The organism is Bradyrhizobium sp. 956_D2_N1_4, from assembly GCF_052076025.1.
In the GTDB taxonomy this organism is placed as follows: domain Bacteria; phylum Pseudomonadota; class Alphaproteobacteria; order Rhizobiales; family Xanthobacteraceae; genus Bradyrhizobium; species Bradyrhizobium barranii.
Genome location: NZ_CP197237.1, coordinates 5956594 through 5976659, shown reverse-complemented (window position 1 = coordinate 5976659; position 20066 = coordinate 5956594). Strand labels below are relative to the sequence as shown.

Here is a 20066-nt window from a genome sequence, read left to right as displayed (position 1 = left end):
TCCTACCCTGTCCGCACAGGCCCAAAGACCCGGCGGCCTTTTCTTGAGCTTGGCGAACGCTAATGCGCGTCGATCTGGTTTATGAATGACGTCATTGGGTTAGCTTATTAGAACCGTTCCGAAGTACAACGGCAAATTTACGCGATCACCTGCTTTCATAGGTGCTGCGCGCGCTCAGCATTAACGGCCGCGCGCAAGATGCGTGCGGTGCAATATGTTGCGTTGCGGATGGCCACTAGCCGGGCGCGATATCGCTCTTCGCGAGATCCCACATCAGGCTGTAAGTGCCGACGGAAACGGGAAGCGGGAAGGGCGATGCGGCGGGGCCGGTGAACCGTTCGGCAATGACGGCGGAGACCGCGCCGACATGCGTGCCGTCGATCAGCACGAACCAGTCGCGCGCGCCCTCATTGCGCACCGCTGGAATGTCGGCCGTCGCGCCCGACAATTCCGGCTCGCTTTCGAGCAGATGCATCGAGATGATGCCCTCGCGCTCCCCGGGCGTCAGCTTTTCGTGCAGTGCATCACGCCATGTCCCGGCATTGTCGGCGCTCGGCCGCAGCCGCACCAGCCCGAGTGCTGCGCCGCGACCGGTGCCCTTGCTGATGGTGATGCGCGCGACCACGCGCAGCATGTTCTTGAAATGCGTCATGGTCCGCCGCGACCATTCGGTCTGGTTGGCGAGGCGGGCCCGGTAGGCGGGACTGTCGAGCACGTCGAGCGTCGCGGTCGAGTACAGCGAGAGATATTTGGGGTTGGCGGCATGCGCGACATAGCGCCGCGCCTCCAGGAAACCCTCGATCGCGACGCGCTCTTCCAGATGCTCGCGATCGTACCAGCGGTTGAAATCGGCCTCATCTGGAACGTCGATGTTCATCGACGTCAGCAGCATGCCTTGCCCGGCGAGCGGCATTGTTCTTGTCCTTCCCATTCAGACCCTCATGGCGAGGAGCCACGAAGTGGCGTCGCGAACCATGAAGGCCCCACTGCTAGATCCGGGCCTTATCCTTCCAGACGCGCTCCTTTTGGAGCGCTCCTCAGGATGAGGAGATCGATCTAGCGCGCGGCTTTCGACGCGAGATCGGCGATCGACTTCATGACCGCGTCCCGCACGCCGGCATCATAGAGCGAATGTCCGGCTTCTTCCACGATCCGAATCTCGGAACCCGGCCAAACTTTCGCAAGCCGCTCGGATGTCTCAGGAGGGCACAACAGATCGTAGCGGCCCTGCACGATGATGCCGGGAATGCCAGCGAGCTTGCCGGCGTTCCGCAGCAGCTGGTCGTCCGTCATGAAGCTGTCGTGGACGAAATAATGCGCCTCCATGAATGGCGTCGCAGGCAGCGTGCGCCACACGTTCAGCGATGCGAGGTCCAGCCGCGTCTTGGCCGCCTTGTGCTCAGACAAGACGCGCTCGGTGTCGTGCCAGGCCCGCGCGGCGGGACCATGCACGGCCGGATCGGTATCGAGGATGCGGCGCCAATAGGCGTCCACCGGGTGTGCGCGCTCATCGACCGGCAGCACGCTGAGAAAATCCTCGTAGAGCGCCGGATAGAATTGTGACAGGCGCGATGTGAAGGCGGTTTCGACCTCGGCACGGGTGCCCAGGAAGGTTGCGCGCAGCGCAATGCCGGAGACGCGCTCGGGATGGGCCTGCGCATAAGCCAATGCCAGCGTCGCGCCCCAGGAGCCGCCGACCACCATCCAGCGGTCGAAGCCGAATTTCTCGCGGATCTTCTCCATGTCCGCGATCAGATGCGCCGTCGTGTTGTTTTCGCGCGATCCCTTCGGACGGCTGCGGCCGCAGCCGCGCTGGTCGAACAGCACCGCGCAGAAGCGTTCGGGATCGAACAGCTTGCGATGGTCGGGTTGGCAGCCGCTGCCGGGGCCGCCATGCAGGTAGATCGCAGGGATGCCATCGGCGCGGCCGACGCTCTCGACATAGAGCTCGTGGCCGTCGCCGACATCGAGCATGTCGGAGGTCAGCGGCGCAAAGGGATCGGCACGTTTGGCGGATGCGGCCGCGTCGGCGTCAGGCATCATTCCCGGATTCCAGAGTGCCGCCGGCGAAATTGCGATAGAGGAAGCGGTTGGTCTCGCCCTCGGCCTCGCGCTCGGCCTGCTTGAAGATGGTCTCGTGCAGCGGCGACAGCGCGCAGGCCGGATCGGTGTTGGCGGCGTCGCCCGTCAGCGCAAAGGCCTGGCAGCGGCAGCCGCCGAAATCGATCTCGCGGAATTCGCAGGACTTGCACGGCTCCTTCATCCAGCCGGTGCCGCGATAGCGGTTGAAGGCGTCAGAATTCTGCCAGATCCAGGCGATCGAATGGTTGGAGCGCACGGATTCGAACTCGAGCCCGGTGATGCTCTCGGCGGCGTGGCAGGGCAGCACCTTGCCGGCCGGCGAGATGTTGAAGAACTGCCGGCCCCAGCCGCCCATGCATTTCTTCGGCCGCAGCGCGTAATAATCGGGAACGACGTAGTCGATGGCGAGCGTGCCCTTCAGCCGCTCGCGCGCCTCCTCGACGATGCGGGTGCATTCGTCGAGCTGCGCCACGGTCGGCATCAGCGCGGCGCGGTTCTTCAGCGCCCAGCCGTAATACTGGACATTGGCGACCTCGAGCCGGTCGGCGTCGAGGTCAACAGACATCTGGATGATGTCGGGGAGCTGGTGCAAATTCTGCCGGTGCATCACCGCGTTCACGGTGAGCGGCAGATCGAGCTCGCGGGTCCATTTCGCGACTTCGAGCTTCTTGCGATGCCCGTTCTTGTAGCCGGCGACGCGGTCGGCGATGCCTTCCTCGACACCCTGGAAGCTGATCTGCACATGGCAGAGGCCGGCGTCCGCGAGCGCGCTGAGCCGCTCGCGCGTCAGCAGCACGGCCGAGGTGATCAGATTGGTGTAGAGGCCGACGTCGCTCGCATGCTTGACCAGCTCGACGAGGTCCTTCCGCGCGGTCGGCTCGCCGCCGGAGAAATGCACCTGGAGCACGCCGATCTCGGCGAGCTCGCTCAAGACCTTCTTCCACTCCTCGGTGGTCAGCTCCTTGCCGGAGCGGTCGAGCTCGACGGGATTGGAGCAATAGGGGCATTGTAGCGGGCAGCGATGCGTGATCTCGAGCAATACGGCGAGCGGAATGCCAAACGCCTCCGCCGTCGAGCGTTGCTTCTCCAGCACCGCGAGGCTGTCGCTGATGTCGGCCGGAAGATTGCCGAGCAGGTCGCTCATGACGTCTTCTCCCGGGCCTCGGTGAGGAAGCCCTTGTCGGCGAGATCCTGCAGCATGACGATGACGTCGGCCAGAATCGCCTCGCGCGGCGCGGCGTATTTCGCCGCCAGCAGGTCGGCGACGTCGCCGACATTGCGCTCGCCATCGCAGAGCTGCAAGACCTCGACCGCGATCTCGTCGGGCGCCAGCACCCGTTCCGGCGCCAGGATCACCCAGACCTTGCGCGTCTCGTCATATTTCAGCTTGGCATGCCGCGGCAGCACCGGGCGGCTTGCCTCGCTGACGCTGATGTTCCGCGGCCCGGCCATTGCGCTTGTCCCTCAGCTCGCTTTGGGCACGAACGCGCCCGGCGGAATGTGGCCCTCGACATAGGCGTGCTGGAGTGCGTCCAGCTGCACCCACAGCACGTTGGTCTTGAAGATCAGCGCGTTGCACACCTGCGCGCGCTGCTCGGGCGTCGTGGCGTGCGCCTTGACGTAGTCTAGCGCAAAGCCGGCGTCGCGCGGCGCCTGCGCCAGCCGCCGCTTGAAGTAGCTCATGATGTCGGGGTTGACGAAATCGTAGTGCTCCAGCATGCCGGAGATGCGCTCCTCGTGAAGGTTCGGCGCGAACAATTCGGTGAGTGAGGAGGCGATCGCCTCCAGCGGGCTCTTCTCGCGGCAGTAATGGACATAGGCTTCGACCGCGAAGCGCGTCGCCGGCAAGATGCCTTCGGTCGATTCCACATAGGCCGTGTCGAGACCGAGGCCTTCGGTCAGCTTCAGCCAGCGCTCGATGCCGCCCTCGGAGCCGACGTCGCCGTCATGGTCCTCGATGCGGTGGCGCCATTCCAGCCGCGTGGCGCGGTCGCGGAAGCGCGAGATCACCACGGCGTCCTTGATCGGGATCGTGCTCTGGTAATAGTAGCGGTTCAGCGCCCAGGCCTGCACCTGGCCCTTGTTGAGCTTGCCGCCGTGCAGCAGCTTATGGAACGGATGCAGGCTGTGATAGCGCGTCGCCCCGATATGGCGCAGCGTCGCCTCAAGCTCCTCGGCCGAGTTGAGCCTGATGTCCTTGCCAACAGAGAGCGCAGTCATTCCAGTCAGTGACGCGGCATTCACAGCACGATCTCCGTTCCGTCGGCGGGTATCCGCCAGCCCGCGGCCTCGAGCGCTTTACGCTCCGGCGTATCGGGCAGCAGCGCCGGATTCGAGTTATTGATATGCAGAAACATCTTCCTGTCGAGAGTGAGGTCGGCGAGGCGCGCGATCGCGCCATCGTGACCGGACATCGCGACATGGCCCATGCTCTTGCCGGTCTTCTGGCCGAGCCCGGCCTTGATCATCTCGTCATCCTGCCAGACCGTGCCGTCAAAGAACACCAGTGCGGCGCCGTCGATCTCGGCCTTGAGCGCGTCGGTCACCTCGGCGCAGGCGGCGATGAAGTAGAAGCACTTGCCGGTTGATTTGTCCGTGATCTTGAGCCCCAGCGTATCGCCATCGCCGGTCTCGCCGCCGGGATGCGCCTTGCCTTCCAGATACCAGGCCGACTTGCCGGGCACCGCGAAGGGCAGCACCTCAAGTCCTGAGCGCGCGCCATCAGGCAGCCGCGGCTCGAACGGCTCGTGGATGGAAATCGGCTGGCGCTGTACGTTCTTCTCGTTCAGGACGTTGAAGATGCTGTTGCTCTTCAGGATCGCCAGCACCTTCTGATGCGCATAGACCGTGAAGGGCGAGCCCTCGCGCATCGACAGCAGACCCGCGACCGCATCCACCTCGCTGTTGGTCAGGATCACGCCTGCAACAGGCGTATGGCGCAGCGCGCCGGCCTTGGGATGCAGCTGCGGCGTGGCGTTCAATTGCTGGCGAAGATCGGGGGAGGCGTTGATCAGGAACCAGTGCTCGCCGTCGCCACTGAACGCGACCGAGGCCTGGGTTCTCTGAAGCTCATGGCCGTTTTCACGGGCCGCCCGGCAGCCCTCGCACCCGCAATTCCATTGCGGGACTCCGCCGCCGGCCCCGGCGCCCAGGACGACGACGCGAAGCATAATACGTCTCCTGGAGGGAACGTCGCGAGGTGGATCTCAGGCCGACACGGATGCCGACAAAGTTCGTGTCTTCCGGAAACCGATCGTCACCGAAAGATCCACCTGCGCAGAAACCACCAACCGCTTACTTGCGGGTGGCGCTCACATACATGTTGATTTCCATGCCACAGGGCACTTCGACGATCTTCGGGGCTTTCCAAGCCATTTTGGCTCTCCATTTTCACGAATTCGGACGTATCCGCCCAACGGTTAAAGTAATGCGAGCGGAAAACTTCGCTAGTGAAATCTTCCCGAGAAAGCCATGTTGCGCCGCGAAAATGATGGTGGAACATCACTTCCCGTGATGCTGCCTTGCGCGTGGCGCATTCGGTCGCGAACCCTGTCCTGATAAAGCAGTTGTGAGTGCAGTGCAGCTTTCAATCCGGTACAGGCCTCCCAATTTGGACCCTCGTGATGCCCAGATACTTCTTCAACACCCGCATCGGCGACGAATTGATCGTGGATCCCGACGGAGAGGACCTGCGTAACCCCGATCGCGCCTGGGAGGTCGCCCGCCAGATGATCCTGGAGGTGGTGAAGTCGGAGGGCGCCCAGCCGGCGCTCATGGAGGCCGTCATCGAGGTGACCGACGACGACGGGGAGATCGTGCTCGAATTCCCCTTCACCGAGGCCCTGCTGGACATCCCGGATCAGTCCGCGACCAGGCATTGAGGCCCCAGCTCTCCCCGGTCATTGCGAGGAGCCCTTGCGACGAAGCAATCCAGACTGTCTCCGCGGCGGGATTCTGGATTGCTTCGCTGCGCTCGCAATGACGGAGAATGAGGCGCCACCCCGACGCCAAACCCGCTCTTCCTCCCCGCGAAATCCGCATGGCTTTGCCGCGTTCCCGGCGCTAAAAGACGCCGGTTAAACGGAGCAAGCCATGCAAGATCTCTGGCGCCTGTCGGCCGCCGACCTCGCCACCCTCGTCAAATCCAAAAAGGTCTCCGCCAGGGAGGCGGCCAAGGCCGGTCTGGCCCGCCTGGACGCCGTCAATCCCCAGCTCAACGCGGTGATCGACCACCGGCCGGAGGACGTGCTCAAGCAGGCTGATGCCGTCGATGCCGCCATCGCCAGGGGAGACGATCCCGGTGTGCTCGCCGGCGTGCCCGTCACCATCAAGGCCAATGTCGACCAGGAAGGCTTTGCCACCACCAACGGCCTGAAACTCCAGCGCGACCTGATCGCGCGCGAGGACAATCCGGTGGTCGCCAATTTCCGCAAAGCGGGCGCCATCCTGCTTGGCCGCACCAATTGCCCGGCCTTCTCCTATCGCTGGTTCACCACCAATCTGGTCCATGGCGACACCAAGAACCCCCGCGACGCCTCCCTGACCCCGGGCGGCTCGTCCGGCGGCGCCGGCTCGGCGGTCGCGGCCGGCATTGGCCATATCGCCCACGGCACCGATATCGCCGGCTCGATCCGCTATCCCGCCTATGCCTGCGGCGTGCACGGCCTGCGCCCGACGCTCGGCCGCATCCCCGCCTTCAACCCGGCGCTGCCGGAGCGTCCCATCGGGCCGCAGATCATGGCCGTCTCGGGCCCGCTGGCGCGCACGGTCAACGATCTCAGGATCTCGCTCGAAGCCATGTCGGCCCGCGACATCCGCGACCCCTGGTTCGTGCCGGCGCCGCTGGAGGGCCCCGCGCGGCCGAAGCGCGCCGCGCTCTGCCTCAATCCGGACGGGCTTGCGACCAAACCGGAGGTGAAGGCGGCCGTGACTGACGCCGGCAAGCGGCTGGAGCGCGCCGGCTGGACTGTCGAGGTCATCGAGAACACGCCGCCGATGCGCGAGGCGGTCGCGTGGCAGAGGAAACTCTGGCTTGGCGACGGCTATGAGGCGCAGCTGGAGATGGCTGAGCGCGAAGGCGATCCCGGTGCGCTGGCCTGCCTGCGCGGCAATCGCGTCAAGGTCACGCCGATGGACCAGGCGGACTACGCCAAGGCGCTCACGCGCCGCGCCGCACTGACCCGCGACTGGATGCTGTTCTTCGAGAAATATGCCGTCGTGCTCACGCCGGTTTCCGGCGAGTTGCCGTTCCCGGATCATCTCGACCGCAAGGACAACGAATCCTTCGAGCGCGTCTGGGAGGCGCAGATGCCGCAAATCGCGACCCCGTTCATGGGACTGCCGGGCCTCGTGGTCTCCACCGGTCTCGTCGGCAAGGCGCCGGTCGGCGTGCACATCGTGTCCGGCCGCTATCGCGAAGATCTATGTCTGCTCGCAGGCGAAGCGATCGAGGCGGGCGGCGTGCCGCCGTCGCCGATCGACCCCGTGGGTTAGCGATGTCTGTGATCTACGATTTCAAGGCCAACTCGCTTCTCGGCGAGGAGGTGCCCATGCGCCGTTTCGAAGGGCAGGTGCTCTTGATCGTCAACACCGCGAGCAAATGCGGCTTCACGCCGCAATATCGCGGGCTGGAGGATCTCTATCGCGACCTCTCGCCGCGCGGCTTCTCGGTGCTCGGCTTTCCCTGCAACCAATTCGGCGCGCAGGAGCCGGGGCCGGCGAGCGAGATCCAGGCCTTCTGCTCCACCAACTACGACGTCACCTTTCCCCTGTTCGAGAAGATCGACGTCAACGGCGCCCATGCGCACCCTCTGTATGACTACCTGAAACGCCAGCAATCCGGCCTGCTGGGCGCCTCCATCAAATGGAATTTCACCAAGTTCCTCGTGGACCGTGCCGGCAAGGTGATCGCGCGCTACGCGCCGACCGCACGGCCGGAAGGACTGCGAAATCAAATCGAGACCCTGTTATGAGCGAGACAATCATGAGCGACGAATTTCCGGACCGCCTGTCGGTCGACCCGAACAGCCCCTATTACAACGCGGATATTCTCTCGCGCGACGTCGGCATCCGCTTCAAAGGTGTCGAGAAGACCAATGTCGAGGAGTACTGCATCAGCGAAGGCTGGGTCCGCGTCACCGCCGGCAACGCCAAGGACCGCCACGGCAATCCGCTGACGATCAAGGTGCATGGTCCGGTCGAGCCGTATTTCAGAGATAAGAAGTAAGCGCGCGCATACTCTGTCCTCGTCATTGCGAGGAGCGCAGCGACGAAGCAATCCAGGGTCTTTCCGCGGTGACAGTCTGGATTGCTTCGCTCCGCTCGCAATGACGAACGTTTCTCACCGTTAGCGAAAGCCAACCCCATGTCCGTCCGCATCGTTGACGTCCGCGAGATCACGAAGCCGATCTCTTCGCCGATCCGCAACGCCTATATCGACTTCACCAAGATGACGACGAGCCTCGTCGCCGTCGTCACTGACGTCGTCCGCGACGGCAAGCGCGTCGTCGGCTACGGCTTCAATTCCAACGGCCGCTACGGGCAGGGCGGCCTGATCCGCGAGCGCTTTGCCTCGCGCATCCTGGAGGCCGATCCGAAGTCGCTGCTGAATGCGGCCGGTGACAATCTCGACCCCGACAAGGTCTGGGGCGCGATGATGACCAACGAGAAGCCGGGCGGCCATGGCGAGCGCTCGGTCGCGGTCGGCACCATCGACATGGCGGTGTGGGACGCCGTGGCGAAGATCGCAGGCAAGCCGCTGTTCCGGCTGCTCGCCGAACGGCACGGCGTCAAAGCCAATCCGCGCGTGTTCGTCTACGCCGCCGGCGGCTACTACTATCCCGGCAAGGATCTCTCGATGTTGCGCGGCGAGATGCGCGGCTATCTGGATCGCGGCTACAACGTCGTGAAGATGAAGATCGGCGGCGCGTCGATCGAAGACGACCGCACCCGCATCGAGGCGGTGCTGAAGGAGATCGGCAAGGACGCGCAGCTCGCGGTCGATGCCAACGGCCGCTTCGATCTCGAGACCGGCATCGCCTACGCAAAAATGCTGCGGGACTATCCGCTGTTCTGGTACGAGGAGGTCGGCGATCCCCTCGACTATGCGTTGCAGGCCGCGCTCGCTGAATTCTATCCCGGCCCGATGGCGACAGGCGAAAACCTGTTCAGCCACCAGGACGCGCGCAACCTGATCCGCTATGGCGGCATGCGTCCGGATCGCGACTGGCTGCAATTCGACTGCGCGCTGTCCTATGGCCTCTGCGAATACCAGCGCACGCTGGAGGTCCTGAAAACCTACGGCTGGTCGCCGAGCCGCTGCATCCCCCACGGCGGCCACCAGATGTCCCTCAACATCGCCGCCGGCCTTGGCCTCGGCGGCAACGAGAGCTATCCCGACCTGTTCCAACCCTACGGCGGCTTCCCGGATGGTGTGCGCGTCGAGAACGGCCACATCACCATGCCCGACCTGCCGGGCATCGGCTTCGAAGGCAAGTCCGATCTCTACAAGGAAATGAAGGCGCTGGCGGAGTAGCCCGACTGTTGCAACACATTCCGTCTTTGCGAGCGCAGCGAAGCAATCCAGAATCTTTCCGCGGAGGCAGTCTGGATTGCTTCGTCGCAAGTGCTCCTCGCAATGACGGCGGAGGGACCTTGGTCACTGCACGCCCTCCACCCGTGACAACAACATCGGCTGCAGTGCACCATACATCAGCGTGCGCCAGAGCCATTCGATCGGGCCGTATCGGTAGTGGCGCAGCCACCATGCGCTGAACAGCACCTGTCCGACGTAGACGGCGATGCCGATAGCGAGGGCCTGGGTGATGCCGAGCCGTCCGAACAGGCCAAGGCCGTAGCCGTAGAAGATCCAGCCGAAGATGAGCGATTGCGCGACGTAGTTGGTGAATGCCATCCGGCCGAGCGGCGCGGCCCAGCCGAGCAGCCTCTTGCCGCGTCCGAAACTGGCGATGAAGAGGATGGCGGCACCATAGCCCAGCGCCAGCAGGATGTTGCCGAGCGGCTCGATGCCGACGTAAAGCAAGGCCGCGCCGAGACAGATAGCCGGAAGCGCGATGACGAGCAGGCCGCGGGCATTTTGCAGAATGCCGCTCCGCCAGGCCAGCGCTCCGACGAGAAACAGCCCGATCGTGCGCAAGAAGACGAACGCGTGCAGGGACGCGATGAGAGGAATTTCGCGGAGACGAAACGCCAGCACGTCGAGGAAGCCGCCCGTCGCATAGATGCGATTTGCATCGATGACGTCCCGCCAGATCGCGGTCCTGCCGGGAAACAACCCCGCGGGCGGAAAGGCCTGCATGGCCAGATACAGCGCGAGAGACGCCAGCGCGGCGAGCGTCAGCAACCAGCGCGGGCCAAACAGGAACGGCAGCACGATGAATCCCGCCAGTGCATATTCGGTGAGGATATCGCCGTTCCAGATCAGGCACAAATGAGTGACGCCGAACACCAGCAGCACAGCGAGCCGCCGCAGGAGCAGGAAAGTGCGGCGCTCGCTGTTCGCGAGCCGGTCGAATTGAATGGCAAGGCCTGCGCCGAACAGCAGCGAGAACAGCGCAAACGCCTTGAGCTCCACGGCCTGCGTCAGGATCGTTTCGACGGCACGATCAACCGGCGAAGCAAGCGTCCTGGCACCAAGAAACTGCTCGAAGATCGAAATGCGAAATTCCATGACCACGTTGATGGCCATGACGCCGAACAGGGCAATGCCCCGCAGCACGTCGATGGCGTCGATCCGGTCCGAGGGGCTTATTGGCCGAGGAGATGCGGCACCATCGGATGTCATGGAAGAATTCCAATTGTAGCTCGACGACGCGTGGCGCGGGGCGAGATGCCTGCCACACGCTCCGTCATTGCGAGCGCAGCGAAGCAATCCAGAATCTCTCTGTGGAGGCAGTCTGGATTGTTTCTTCGCAAGAGCTCCTCGCAATGACGATGTGGCGAAAGTCTGCCATCCCTTACGAAATTTCGCTCCTCACACGCGTTGCAGCAGCGGCCGCAAGCTGCGGATGTTGGTCACAGCCTCAATCTCATACACCGACTTGATCAACCGCTCGGCCTTCTCGCCGCCGACCACTGGGGCAATCAGATCGCGCGCCTTGTCGATGACCTCGTCGCGCGTCATCGGGTTGCGCGGCGTGCCGCGCACGGCGGTGACGCGTTCGGAGAGGCGGCTTCCATCAGTGAGCTCGATCCCGACGACGGCGACGCGCACCGGCAATAGTTTGGCCAGCTCCTCGTCGCGCACCAAATTCACCTTGGCGCGCTCCTTCAAAACCGCCGCGTCCTGCATGCGCGGCTTGTCGTGCGCGGCGTGGAACGAGGCGGTCTTGTCGAGCAGCATCACGGCGACCATGTGCTGGAGACAGATGTCGGGGATGTCGCGGTTGTCCACGACCTCGGCGACCGACGGCGCAAGACGTACGGTGACGCGCTTGACCTCTCCGGCCTCGAACGCCTGCTTGCTGCGGATGGCGTAGACCGCATCGAGCGGTCCCTGGATCGGTGAACCCACCGTCCATTTCTTGATGTCGGTGCCTGCGATCTCGTAACGCTCGCCAAGCTTCTCCACGAGTTTGCCGGTCGCAGCCTTCGGCGCATAGGCCAGGAAGTAATTGTCTGGCCCTGAGAACACGTCGTCGACGCCGTTCCAGTCCGAACGCACCAGCAGCGCCGCCGTCACGCCGTTGCGGGCCGGCATGCCGGCGAACACAAACCCTTTCTCGATATGGTCGACGTCGCGCCGCCACACGATGAAGCCGGAGGATTGCTGCGCGGCATAGTCGAGCACCCAGCGCATCCGGCGCGCGTCGAAGCCGGCGACGCTAGCCGCCGCAGCGGAAGCGCAGAACGTGCCGGAAATGCTGTGCGTGCTCAGCACGCTTTCATAGCTGAAATCGGCCCCGCCCATCGCCATCACCACGCGCGTGCCGACGTCATAGCCGAGCGTCACCGCACGCAGAAAATGGGCGCCGTCGATTCCGAGGTGTTCGCCGAGCGCAAGTGCCGCGGGCACAGTCGAACTGCCGGGATGCGAGCGCGACGGGCTGTGCGAATCGTCGGTCTCGTCGGCATGCGCCATGACGCCGTTGGCAAGCGCAGCCTCGACTGGCGACGCGGTGAGCGATGTGCCGGCGATGGTCGATGTCCCCTGCGCAGCATTGGCGCGAATGTAGCGCTGCGCCGCCTGACCGGGCGGCAGCTCCGAGCCTGAGATCATCGACGCCAGCGTGTCGAGGATGTGGTGCTTTGCTTGTTCGACGACTTCGGGCGGCAGCGCGCGGGTTTTCGCAGCGCTCATGTAGTCGCACAGCGCCGTCATTTCTGGTCCGGAGCCAGATCCCTCCGCGAAACTGCGTGCGGGCGAAAGCGAGAGGCTGGTTGCCGCCGCTGCGGTCAGGCCGAGAAAGTCGCGTCGTTTCATGGTGTCCCGTCTTTGGTGCAGGAACTGATGAAACGTCTAGCGCTTAGGACAGCCGCGTGTCTAGTAGCCGATGCTGGCGCCAGAAGCACCCGGGGTGCCACCACATCCTCCGTCATTGCGAGCGCAGCGAAGCAATCCAGTCTCTCTCCGCGGAGACAATCTGGATTGCTTCGTCGCAAGAGCTCCTCGCAATGACGATGTGGCGCGAGCCTGCGCGCTTAAGACAGCCGCATATCCAGCAGCCTGCGCCCCTCGCCCTTCAGCAGCTTCTTCACCGCGCTCGACGCCACGACCTCGCCGTCATTGGCGTAGGCTTCGTGGTTCTTCTCGATGTCGTCGAGGCGGTAGAGGTAGTTGACCATCACGCCGGCGGACTCGCGTGCGCCTTTCGGCGAGAGGTCGCCGAGCCAGTTGATGCGCTCGAGCCGTGCGCCGTTGCCGAGGTGGAAGCGGGCGACGGAATCGATCAGCTTGCCCTTCGGCGTGCGCGCCTTCAGGAAGTAATAGGCCGCGAGCGGCTCGATCACGGTGCGGAGCAGCGTCGTCGTCTCGGGGTTCTCGAACCATTTGGGATCGTCGAGGCGCTTCAGCACCTCGCGGTCCTCGTCCGAGAGCGGCAGGTCCTTGTCCTGCTTCACCCATTGCATGAAGCCCGGCACCGGCGACAGCGTCACGAAGGTGTCGAGTTTTGGCGTCTCGCGGCGCAGCTCTTCGACCACCTGCTTGATCAGGAAGCTGCCGAAGGAGATGCCGCCAAGCCCGCGCTGGGTGTTGGAGATCGAATAGAACACCGCGGTGCGCGCGCGCTCGATCGGCAGATGCTGGCGATCGACCGCCAGCAGCGGCGCGATCGCACCGGGGATCGTCTCGGTCAGCGCCACCTCGACGAAGATCAGCGGCTCGTCGACCATGGCGGGATGGAAGAAGGCGTAGCAACGCCGGTCGACCGGGTCGATGCGGCGGCGCAGATCGTCCCAGTCGCTGATCTCGTGCACGGCTTCGTAACGAATGATCTTTTCGAGGATGTTGGCCGGGGTCGACCAGTCAATCCGGCGCAGCACGAGAAACCCCCTGTTGAACCACGACGAGAGAAGGTGCGAGACGTCGCGATCGAGCGCGGCGAGATCGGTGTGCCCGTTCATCATGCCGAGCAGATCGGCGCGCATGTTGACGAGATCGCCGGTGCCGCCCGGCGCGCGGTTGAGGCGTCGGATCAGCTCCTGCCGGCGCGGCTCGGAGGCGAAGTGCAGCGAGCTCGCGTCTTCGTCACTGGGCTTGGCGCGCCATTTTTCGATCGCCTTGGACAGGCGTTCGCGATCGGGGCCGAAATCGCGCACCAGGGCTGCGAAGAAGGCGCGGCGTCCTGCCGCATCCAACTCCTGGTAGATGTCGAGCACCTCACGCGCCATGGCAGTGCCCGAAGCTTCGCCCCGGCCGGACAGCAGCGCACCGCAGAGCTCGATCAGCCCGTCGGCATCGTGCTTGGCGTCGGCGGAGTCCCCGCGGCGCAGCAGCGTGCGGCCGCGATCGGAGATGGTGGCGAGCAGGTCTGAGAAGAAGGCGTTGGCCATCTGGTCGTTTCGATTCCGGTTTGTGCGCTGCGGAAGCTTACACGGGATTTAGGCGGAAGCCGATCACAATCAAGCAGCGGAATTTTGTATCTTTCGTGGTGCCATGCGCCACCAGGAAAGCTGTCATGCCCCGCGAGGGCGAGGGTGCCACCAAAGCTGTCATGCCCCGGCTTGACCGGGGCATCCAGTACGCCGGGACCTATCGGTTCACTCGCTGCCGTAGGGTGGGCAAAGGCGCACTTGCGCCGTGCCCACCATGTCTCGACAGCTGCGAAAGAATTGGTGGGCACGCTTCGCTTTGCCCACCCTACGGCCTTGTCATGCCCCGGCTTGACCGGGGCATCCAGTACGCCGCGGCCTCTCGGCTCAATCACGGCCGTCTCTGGAATACTGGGTCGCCCGGTCCCGGCTTCGCTAAGAGCTTCGCCGGGCTCTTCGGTGTTGGGCCGGCGAAGCTTCAGCGAAGACGGCAAGCCGGGCGACGACACCGTGACTATTTCCCCGCAAACTCAGTCGGCGTCCGCCCAGTCACCTGACGGAACGCTGCCGAAAACGCCGGCACGCTGGCATAGCCGAGCTGGGTGGCGAGCTGCTTTACCGACACGTTGGGGTCGGTCGACAGCCGCTGGATCGCTGCCGCAACCCTTGCCCGCTGGCACCAGCTCTTGAAGCTCAGTTGCGTCTCGGTCGAAAACAGCCGCGACAACGTACGCGCGGAGGTTCCGACCTCGCGCGCCAGCGTGTCGATGTCGTGCAGGCCGGTGGGATCGTCGAGCACGATCATCGCGGCGCGCCGGCAGCGCGGCTCATGCGGCAGCGGCACGAAGGTCGCGGAATCCTCGGCCTGGTGCAATTCCAGCATCACCAGGCGGACCAGCAGCTCGGTCCGCTCCTCGGTGTTGCGCGCGTCGAACAGCCCCAGGATCGCCTGGTTCAGCAGCGGCGATACCCGCACCACGAATTCCTTGGTGAGCCCCTCATAGCGTTGCTCGCGCTTGAGCCAGGGCAGGTCGAAATACAGCGTGCGCATCTCGATGTCGGCGAGCAGGTCGAGGGCATGCTCGAGCCCGGCCGGCACCCAGACGGCGCGGTCCGGCGGCACCAGCCAGCGCCCCGCGGGCGTCGTCACCTGCATCGTCCCCCTGGCCGCGTAGATGAGCTGTGACTCGCGGTGCATATGCGGATCGATCCGCATGCCCTTGGGATAGTCGCGTGCAACCAGGTGCACGCCCGCGGGCGAGAGATGGTTGCTCCGGACCTCCCGGAGGATTGGCGTTTCCAAGACATTCATTGGCGGCATCCCGTCATGGGTCCGACATATAACTCATTTCGGAGCAAGAGAGGATTCGGAATGAACAGCCCCAGCCGGGTGATCAGTTTCGTCAACGCAGGCCATTTCATCGACCATTATGCGATGCTGATTTTCGCCGCCGCCGTAATCATCATGGGGCCGGCGCTCGGCATGGCCTATTCGGAACTTCTGCCCTATGCGACGCCGGGCTTCGTCGCCTTCGGCGCGGGCTCGCTGCTCACCGGCTGGCTCGGGGACCGCTGGAGCCGCCGCCACATGATGCTGATCTTCTTCGTCGGCATCGGTGCTTCCATGATCTCGGTCGGCTTCGTGCAGACCCCGGCACAGCTTGGCGCGGCGCTGTTCGCGATCGGCATTTTTGCTTCGATCTATCACCCCGTCGGCACCGCGATGATCGTGTCCTATGCCGACCGGCTCGGCCGCGAGATGGGGATCAACGGCGTCTGGGGCAATCTCGGCGTTGCGTCGTCCGCGCTGGTTACCGGCGTGATCGGCCAGTATCTCGGCTGGCGTTTTGCCTTCATCGTGCCCGGTGTCGTCACCATCCTGATCGGCATCGCCTTTGCGATGATGGTCGTGCACGAGGACCGCAAGGGCTCGAAGCAGGCGGCAGCTCAAGCGCGCGTGGCGAAGAAAGACATGTGGCGCGTGATCCTGTCGCTGCTGATCGTGGTCATCGCGATCTCGACCACGTTCAATGCGGTCACCGTCGCGCTGCCAAAACTGTTCGCGGAACGGCTTGCGGACCTGACGAAAAGCCCGGCGCTGCTCGGCGTCATCGCCGCCTGCGTCTACGTGTTCGGCGCGATGACCCAGTACACGATCGGCCGGTTGCTCGACCGCTACTCGCTGAAGACGGTGGCGCTGCCGCTGTCCTTTATGCTGGCGCCGTTCCTTTATCTCGCCGCGAGCCTGTCCAATCTGCCGCTGATCCTGGTCTCGATCGGCATCGTCATGGGTGCGTTCGGGCAGGTCACGGTGAACGATGCCATGGTCGGCAAATACACCAGCGAGGAATGGCGCTCGCGCGCCTATGCGGTGCGCTATTTCATCGGCTTCACCGCCGCGGGCGCCTCCGTCGGCCTGGTCGCCTGGCTCTACGAACAGGGCGGCTTCGTCACCATGCTGCACGCCTTCGCCGCGCTCTGCCTTCTCGCGATCGCCGCCGCCATCATCCTGCCGCGCGAGATCAGGACGCCGGCGGCGGCGTGAGGCCGGGGCTCTCTCCGCTCGTCATTGCGAGGAGCGTAGCGACGAAGCAATCCAGACTGCCTCCGCGGAGGGACTCTGGATTGCTTCGCTGCGCTCGCAATGACGGGTGATGAGGAGGGAGGTCGCCCATATCCCCATCATGCCATTCTGCCGGTGTTTTGCCCGACGTGTCAAAGCACCGGAACGCTCAAAAAAGCCCAATGCCATCAACGCCGTTCTACTGTGCATGGGGTTGTTTTCGACTTTTTTGTTTGTCGGCAGCCCGCCCTCCGCGGAAAAACTACGGCTTCACCTCGGCCACCGTCTTTGCCTTCGGCGCCTTCTTCGACGCACGCCAGTTCTCGAAGCGCTGCACCACCACGAAGAAGGCCGGCACGAACAGCACCGCAAGGCAGGTCGAGGCCAGCATGCCCGAGAACACGGTGATGCCGATCGACTTGCGGGCGCTGGCGCCGGCGCCGGTCGCGATCACCAGCGGCACCACGCCGAGGATGAAGGCGAACGACGTCATCAGGATCGGCCGGAAGCGGGCGCGCGCCGCCTCGATCGCGGATTCCAGCACCGGCTTGCCGTCGCGACCGTGCAGCTCGAGCCCGACCTCGACGATCAGGATCGCGTTCTTGGCCGACAGCGCGATCAGCAGGATCAGGCCGATCTGGCAATAGAGGTTGTTGTCGATCTTCAAGGCGTTGAGGACCAGCATGGGTCCGATCAGCGATAGCGGCACCGCGAGGATCACCGAGATCGGCGCGTACCAGCTCTCGTACTGGCCGGCGAGCACGAGATAGACCAGCAGCATGGCAAGGCCAAACACCCAGTAGATCTGGTTCGAGACGGCCTTCTCCTGGTAGGACATCGCGGTCCACTCATAGCCCGTGCCCGGCGGCAGCGTCTTGTCCGCGATCTCCTCCATCAGCTGCAGCGACTGGCCGGACGAGTAGCCCTGCGCCGGCAGGCCGACGATGGTCGAGGAAGGGTAGAGGTTGTAGAGGCTGATCAGCGACGGGCCGGTGGCCGGCGTGATCGTGGCGACGGTGCCGATCGGGATCATGTCGCCGTTCGAGTTGCGTACCTGCATGTTGGCGATGTCGCGCTCGGTGACGCGGAATGCCGGATCGGCCTGGGTATAGACCTGGAACACGCGTCCGAACTTGTTGAACTGGTTGACGTAGGACGAGCCGAGATAGGTCGACAGCGCCGCGAACACCTGATCGGTGGTGACGTGCAGCGTCTGGGTCTTGATGCGGTCGATCTCGACGTTGAACTGCGGCACCGACGAGCGGAACGAGGACGATACGCGCTGCAGCGCGCTCTGGCTCTGGGCGTTGGAAACCATCGCGCCGGTGATGGCCTGGAGCTTTGCAAAATCGCTGTTGCCGTCGCGCAGTTCGATCTGCATCGAGAAGCCGGCCGCGTTGCCGATGCCCTGGATCGGCGGCGGAGGCAGCACCAGGGTGCGCGCCTCCATGATGGTCGCGAGCTTGTCATTCAGCCCGTAGACCAGCGAACGCAGATCCTCGCCGGGCCCTTTGCGCGCCGACCAGTCCTTCAGGATGATGTAGGCGACGCCGGCATTGGCGAGGCTGGCGCTGTTGTCGAGCGCGGAGATGCCGGCGATGGTGATGACCTGCTGGACACCAGGCGTGTCCTTGATCAGCTCGCTCGCTCTGTCGAGCACCGTCTGGGTCCGCTCGAGCGCGGCGCCGTCGGGCAGTTGCACGGCCGCGATCAGATAGCCCTGGTCCTCGATCGGCAGGAAGCCGGTCGGCACCCGCGACAGGCCGTAGCCGCCGATCCCGATCAGCACCAGTGCGAATGCGACCGAGATCGTGCTGTTCCTGCACAGCACACCGATGAGGCGCGTGTAGCCCCGCTCGACACGGTCATAGACGGCGTTGAAGCCGCGGTAGAAGAAATTGCGCTGCTCCGGCGGCACCGTGGGCCGCAGCCAGAGCGCGCATTGCGTCGGCTTCAGCGTGGCCGCGTTGATGGCGGATAGCAGCGCGGTCGCCGCGATCACCAGCGCGAATTGCGAATAGATGCGCCCGGTGAGGCCGGCGAGGAACGAGGCCGGCAGGAACACCGAGATCAGCACCAGGGTGATGCCGACGATCGGCGCGAACAGCTGGTCCATCGCCCTGATCGCGGCGTCGTGGCCGTTCATGCCCTGCTCGATGTTGTGCGCGGCGCCTTCGACCACGACGATGGCGTCGTCGACGACGATGCCGATCGCGAGCACGATCGCGAACAGCGTCGACATGTTGATGGTGAAGCCGAGCGCCGCCATCGCCGCGAACGCGCCGATGATGGTGACGGGCACGGTGGTCGCCGGCACCAGCATCGCGCGCCAGTCCTGCAAGAAGACCAGGATCACGACCAGCACCAGCAGGCCGGCCTCGATCAGCGTCATGTAGACCTCGTGCACCGAGGCCTCGACGAATTTGGTGGTGTCGAACGGCGTGTCGTACTTGATGCCTTCGGGGAATCGCTTTGCAAGCTCCGCCATCTTCTTCTCGACGGCCTGCTCGACCTGGAGCGCGTTGGCGCCCGGCGACTGGAACACGCCGATGCCGGTGGCCGGCTGATTGTTCAGCGAGAAGATCTGGCTGTAGGTCTGCGCGCCCAATTCGACCCAGCCGACGTCGCGCACGCGCGTGACGTCGCCGCTGGTGCCGGTCTTGACGATGATGTTCTCGAACTGTGTGGTGTCGTCGAGCCTTCCGTTGACGTTGAGCGTATACTGGAACGCCTGGCCCGGCGGCGTCGGCGGCGCGCCGACCTGGCCGGCGGAGACCTGCTGGCTCTGCTGCTGGATAGCGTTGATGACGTCCTGCGGCACCAGTCCACGGACTTGCAGCTTGTTCGGATCGAGCCACACCCGCATCGAATATTGGCCGGCGCCGAACACGGTGACGTTGCCGACGCCGGGCAGGCGCGAGAGCTCGTCGCGGATGTTGATGGTGGCGTAGTTGCTCAGATAAAGGCTGTCGAACGTCCTGTCCGGCGAGGTCAGCGTCACGAACAGCAGGATCGAGGTCGATTTTTTTTGGACGGTGACGCCCTGGTTCTGCACGGAGGTCGGCAGCTGCGACAGCGCGCTGGAGACGCGGTTCTGCACCAGCACCTGCGCGAAGTTGAGGTCGGTGCCGATCTTGAAGGTCACGGTCAGCGTATAGGTGCCGTCGGAGCCGCTGTAGGACTGCATGTAGAGCATGTCCTCGACGCCGTTGACCTGCTGCTCGATCGGCAGCGCGACGGTGTCGATCACGGTCTTGGCGCTGGCGCCGGGATAGCGCGTGGTGACCTGCACCGTCGGCGGCACCACATCGGGATATTGCGCGACCGCGAGGTTGAACAGCGCGACGCCGCCGATCAGGATCATCAGAAGCGCGATGACGTTCGAGAGGACCGGCCGCTCGATGAAGAATTTCGAGATCATGGCTGACGA

At 64.4% G+C, this 20066-nt stretch carries 18 protein-coding genes; 6 read left to right on the top strand and 12 right to left on the bottom strand.

The window, feature by feature from the left end:
* Positions 1-235: 235 nt before the first annotated feature.
* The 7 genes from AB7535_RS28305 to pqqA all read right to left on the bottom strand — a co-directional run bounded on the left by AB7535_RS28305 (position 236) and on the right by pqqA (position 5457).
* Positions 236-913 (bottom strand): DUF4286 family protein, encoded by a 678-nt coding sequence (locus AB7535_RS28305; protein WP_231143268.1) that lies wholly within the window; start codon positions 911-913, stop codon positions 236-238.
* Between the two features lie 143 nt (positions 914-1056).
* Positions 1057-2043, bottom strand: coding sequence for a prolyl aminopeptidase (gene pip / locus AB7535_RS28300; RefSeq protein WP_231143267.1), 987 nt, complete (start codon positions 2041-2043; stop codon positions 1057-1059).
* A complete protein-coding gene (gene pqqE, locus AB7535_RS28295) occupies positions 2033-3226 on the bottom strand; it encodes a pyrroloquinoline quinone biosynthesis protein PqqE (RefSeq protein WP_231143266.1) in 1194 nt (397 codons plus the stop codon). The genes pip and pqqE overlap by 11 nt, the downstream gene beginning before the upstream one ends.
* The gene (gene pqqD, locus AB7535_RS28290; protein WP_231143265.1) at positions 3223-3534 is read right to left on the bottom strand and encodes a pyrroloquinoline quinone biosynthesis peptide chaperone PqqD; all 312 of its coding nucleotides are present in this window, start codon (positions 3532-3534) and stop codon (positions 3223-3225) included. Before pqqD ends, pqqE begins: the two co-directional genes overlap by 4 nt.
* 12 nt (positions 3535-3546) lie before the next feature.
* On the bottom strand, positions 3547-4302 hold the full coding sequence (gene pqqC, locus AB7535_RS28285; RefSeq protein WP_425364316.1) for a pyrroloquinoline-quinone synthase PqqC: 756 nt from the start codon (positions 4300-4302) through the stop codon (positions 3547-3549).
* Positions 4303-4322: 20 nt separating this feature from the next.
* The gene (gene pqqB, locus AB7535_RS28280; RefSeq protein ID WP_354102317.1) at positions 4323-5252 is read right to left on the bottom strand and encodes a pyrroloquinoline quinone biosynthesis protein PqqB; all 930 of its coding nucleotides are present in this window, start codon (positions 5250-5252) and stop codon (positions 4323-4325) included.
* A 124-nt stretch (positions 5253-5376) separates the two neighbouring features.
* Positions 5377-5457: a pyrroloquinoline quinone precursor peptide PqqA gene (pqqA, locus tag AB7535_RS28275; protein ID WP_007595659.1), complete on the bottom strand. Its 81-nt coding sequence runs from the start codon at positions 5455-5457 to the stop codon at positions 5377-5379.
* A gap of 248 nt (positions 5458-5705) precedes the next feature.
* On the opposite strand from pqqA, the gene AB7535_RS28270 reads away from it, so the two are divergent.
* From AB7535_RS28270 to tarD, 5 genes are all read left to right on the top strand, one after another.
* Positions 5706-5963 (top strand): DUF6894 family protein, encoded by a 258-nt coding sequence (locus AB7535_RS28270; protein ID WP_063981427.1) that lies wholly within the window; start codon positions 5706-5708, stop codon positions 5961-5963.
* A 211-nt stretch (positions 5964-6174) separates the two neighbouring features.
* Positions 6175-7575, top strand: a complete 1401-nt coding sequence (locus tag AB7535_RS28265) for an amidase family protein (RefSeq protein WP_231143262.1) — start codon at positions 6175-6177, stop codon at positions 7573-7575.
* 2 nt (positions 7576-7577) lie between these two features.
* Positions 7578-8054, top strand: coding sequence for a glutathione peroxidase (locus tag AB7535_RS28260; protein WP_085405205.1), 477 nt, complete (start codon positions 7578-7580; stop codon positions 8052-8054).
* Positions 8051-8308 carry a DUF3297 family protein gene (locus tag AB7535_RS28255; RefSeq protein WP_015684132.1) on the top strand — a complete coding sequence of 86 codons (258 nt, stop codon included), beginning with the start codon at positions 8051-8053 and terminating at the stop codon, positions 8306-8308. The genes AB7535_RS28260 and AB7535_RS28255 overlap by 4 nt, the downstream gene beginning before the upstream one ends.
* A 138-nt stretch (positions 8309-8446) precedes the next feature.
* Entirely contained in the window at positions 8447-9616 is a 1170-nt protein-coding gene (gene tarD / locus AB7535_RS28250; protein WP_071910182.1) for a D(-)-tartrate dehydratase, read from the top strand.
* A gap of 123 nt (positions 9617-9739) precedes the next feature.
* Here tarD and AB7535_RS28245 read toward each other — a convergent pair whose 3' ends face one another.
* The 4 genes from AB7535_RS28245 to AB7535_RS28230 form a co-directional block, all read right to left on the bottom strand.
* Positions 9740-10885: a DUF418 domain-containing protein gene (locus tag AB7535_RS28245; RefSeq protein WP_231143261.1), complete on the bottom strand. Its 1146-nt coding sequence runs from the start codon at positions 10883-10885 to the stop codon at positions 9740-9742.
* A gap of 189 nt (positions 10886-11074) precedes the next feature.
* A complete protein-coding gene (locus AB7535_RS28240; RefSeq protein WP_231143260.1) occupies positions 11075-12523 on the bottom strand; it encodes an MmgE/PrpD family protein in 1449 nt (482 codons plus the stop codon).
* A gap of 218 nt (positions 12524-12741) precedes the next feature.
* Complete coding sequence (locus tag AB7535_RS28235) at positions 12742-14094, bottom strand: malonyl-CoA decarboxylase (RefSeq protein WP_231143259.1); 1353 nt, start codon at positions 14092-14094, stop codon at positions 12742-12744.
* A gap of 493 nt (positions 14095-14587) precedes the next feature.
* Positions 14588-15385: an AraC family transcriptional regulator gene (locus tag AB7535_RS28230; protein WP_231143258.1), complete on the bottom strand. Its 798-nt coding sequence runs from the start codon at positions 15383-15385 to the stop codon at positions 14588-14590.
* 60 nt (positions 15386-15445) lie between these two features.
* Here AB7535_RS28230 and AB7535_RS28225 point away from each other — a divergent pair, with 60 nt between their 5' ends.
* Complete coding sequence (locus tag AB7535_RS28225; protein WP_085405199.1) at positions 15446-16618, top strand: MFS transporter; 1173 nt, start codon at positions 15446-15448, stop codon at positions 16616-16618.
* A gap of 280 nt (positions 16619-16898) precedes the next feature.
* Here AB7535_RS28225 and AB7535_RS28220 read toward each other — a convergent pair whose 3' ends face one another.
* Positions 16899-20057 (bottom strand): efflux RND transporter permease subunit, encoded by a 3159-nt coding sequence (locus AB7535_RS28220; RefSeq protein ID WP_231143257.1) that lies wholly within the window; start codon positions 20055-20057, stop codon positions 16899-16901.
* Positions 20058-20066: the final 9 nt, after the last annotated feature.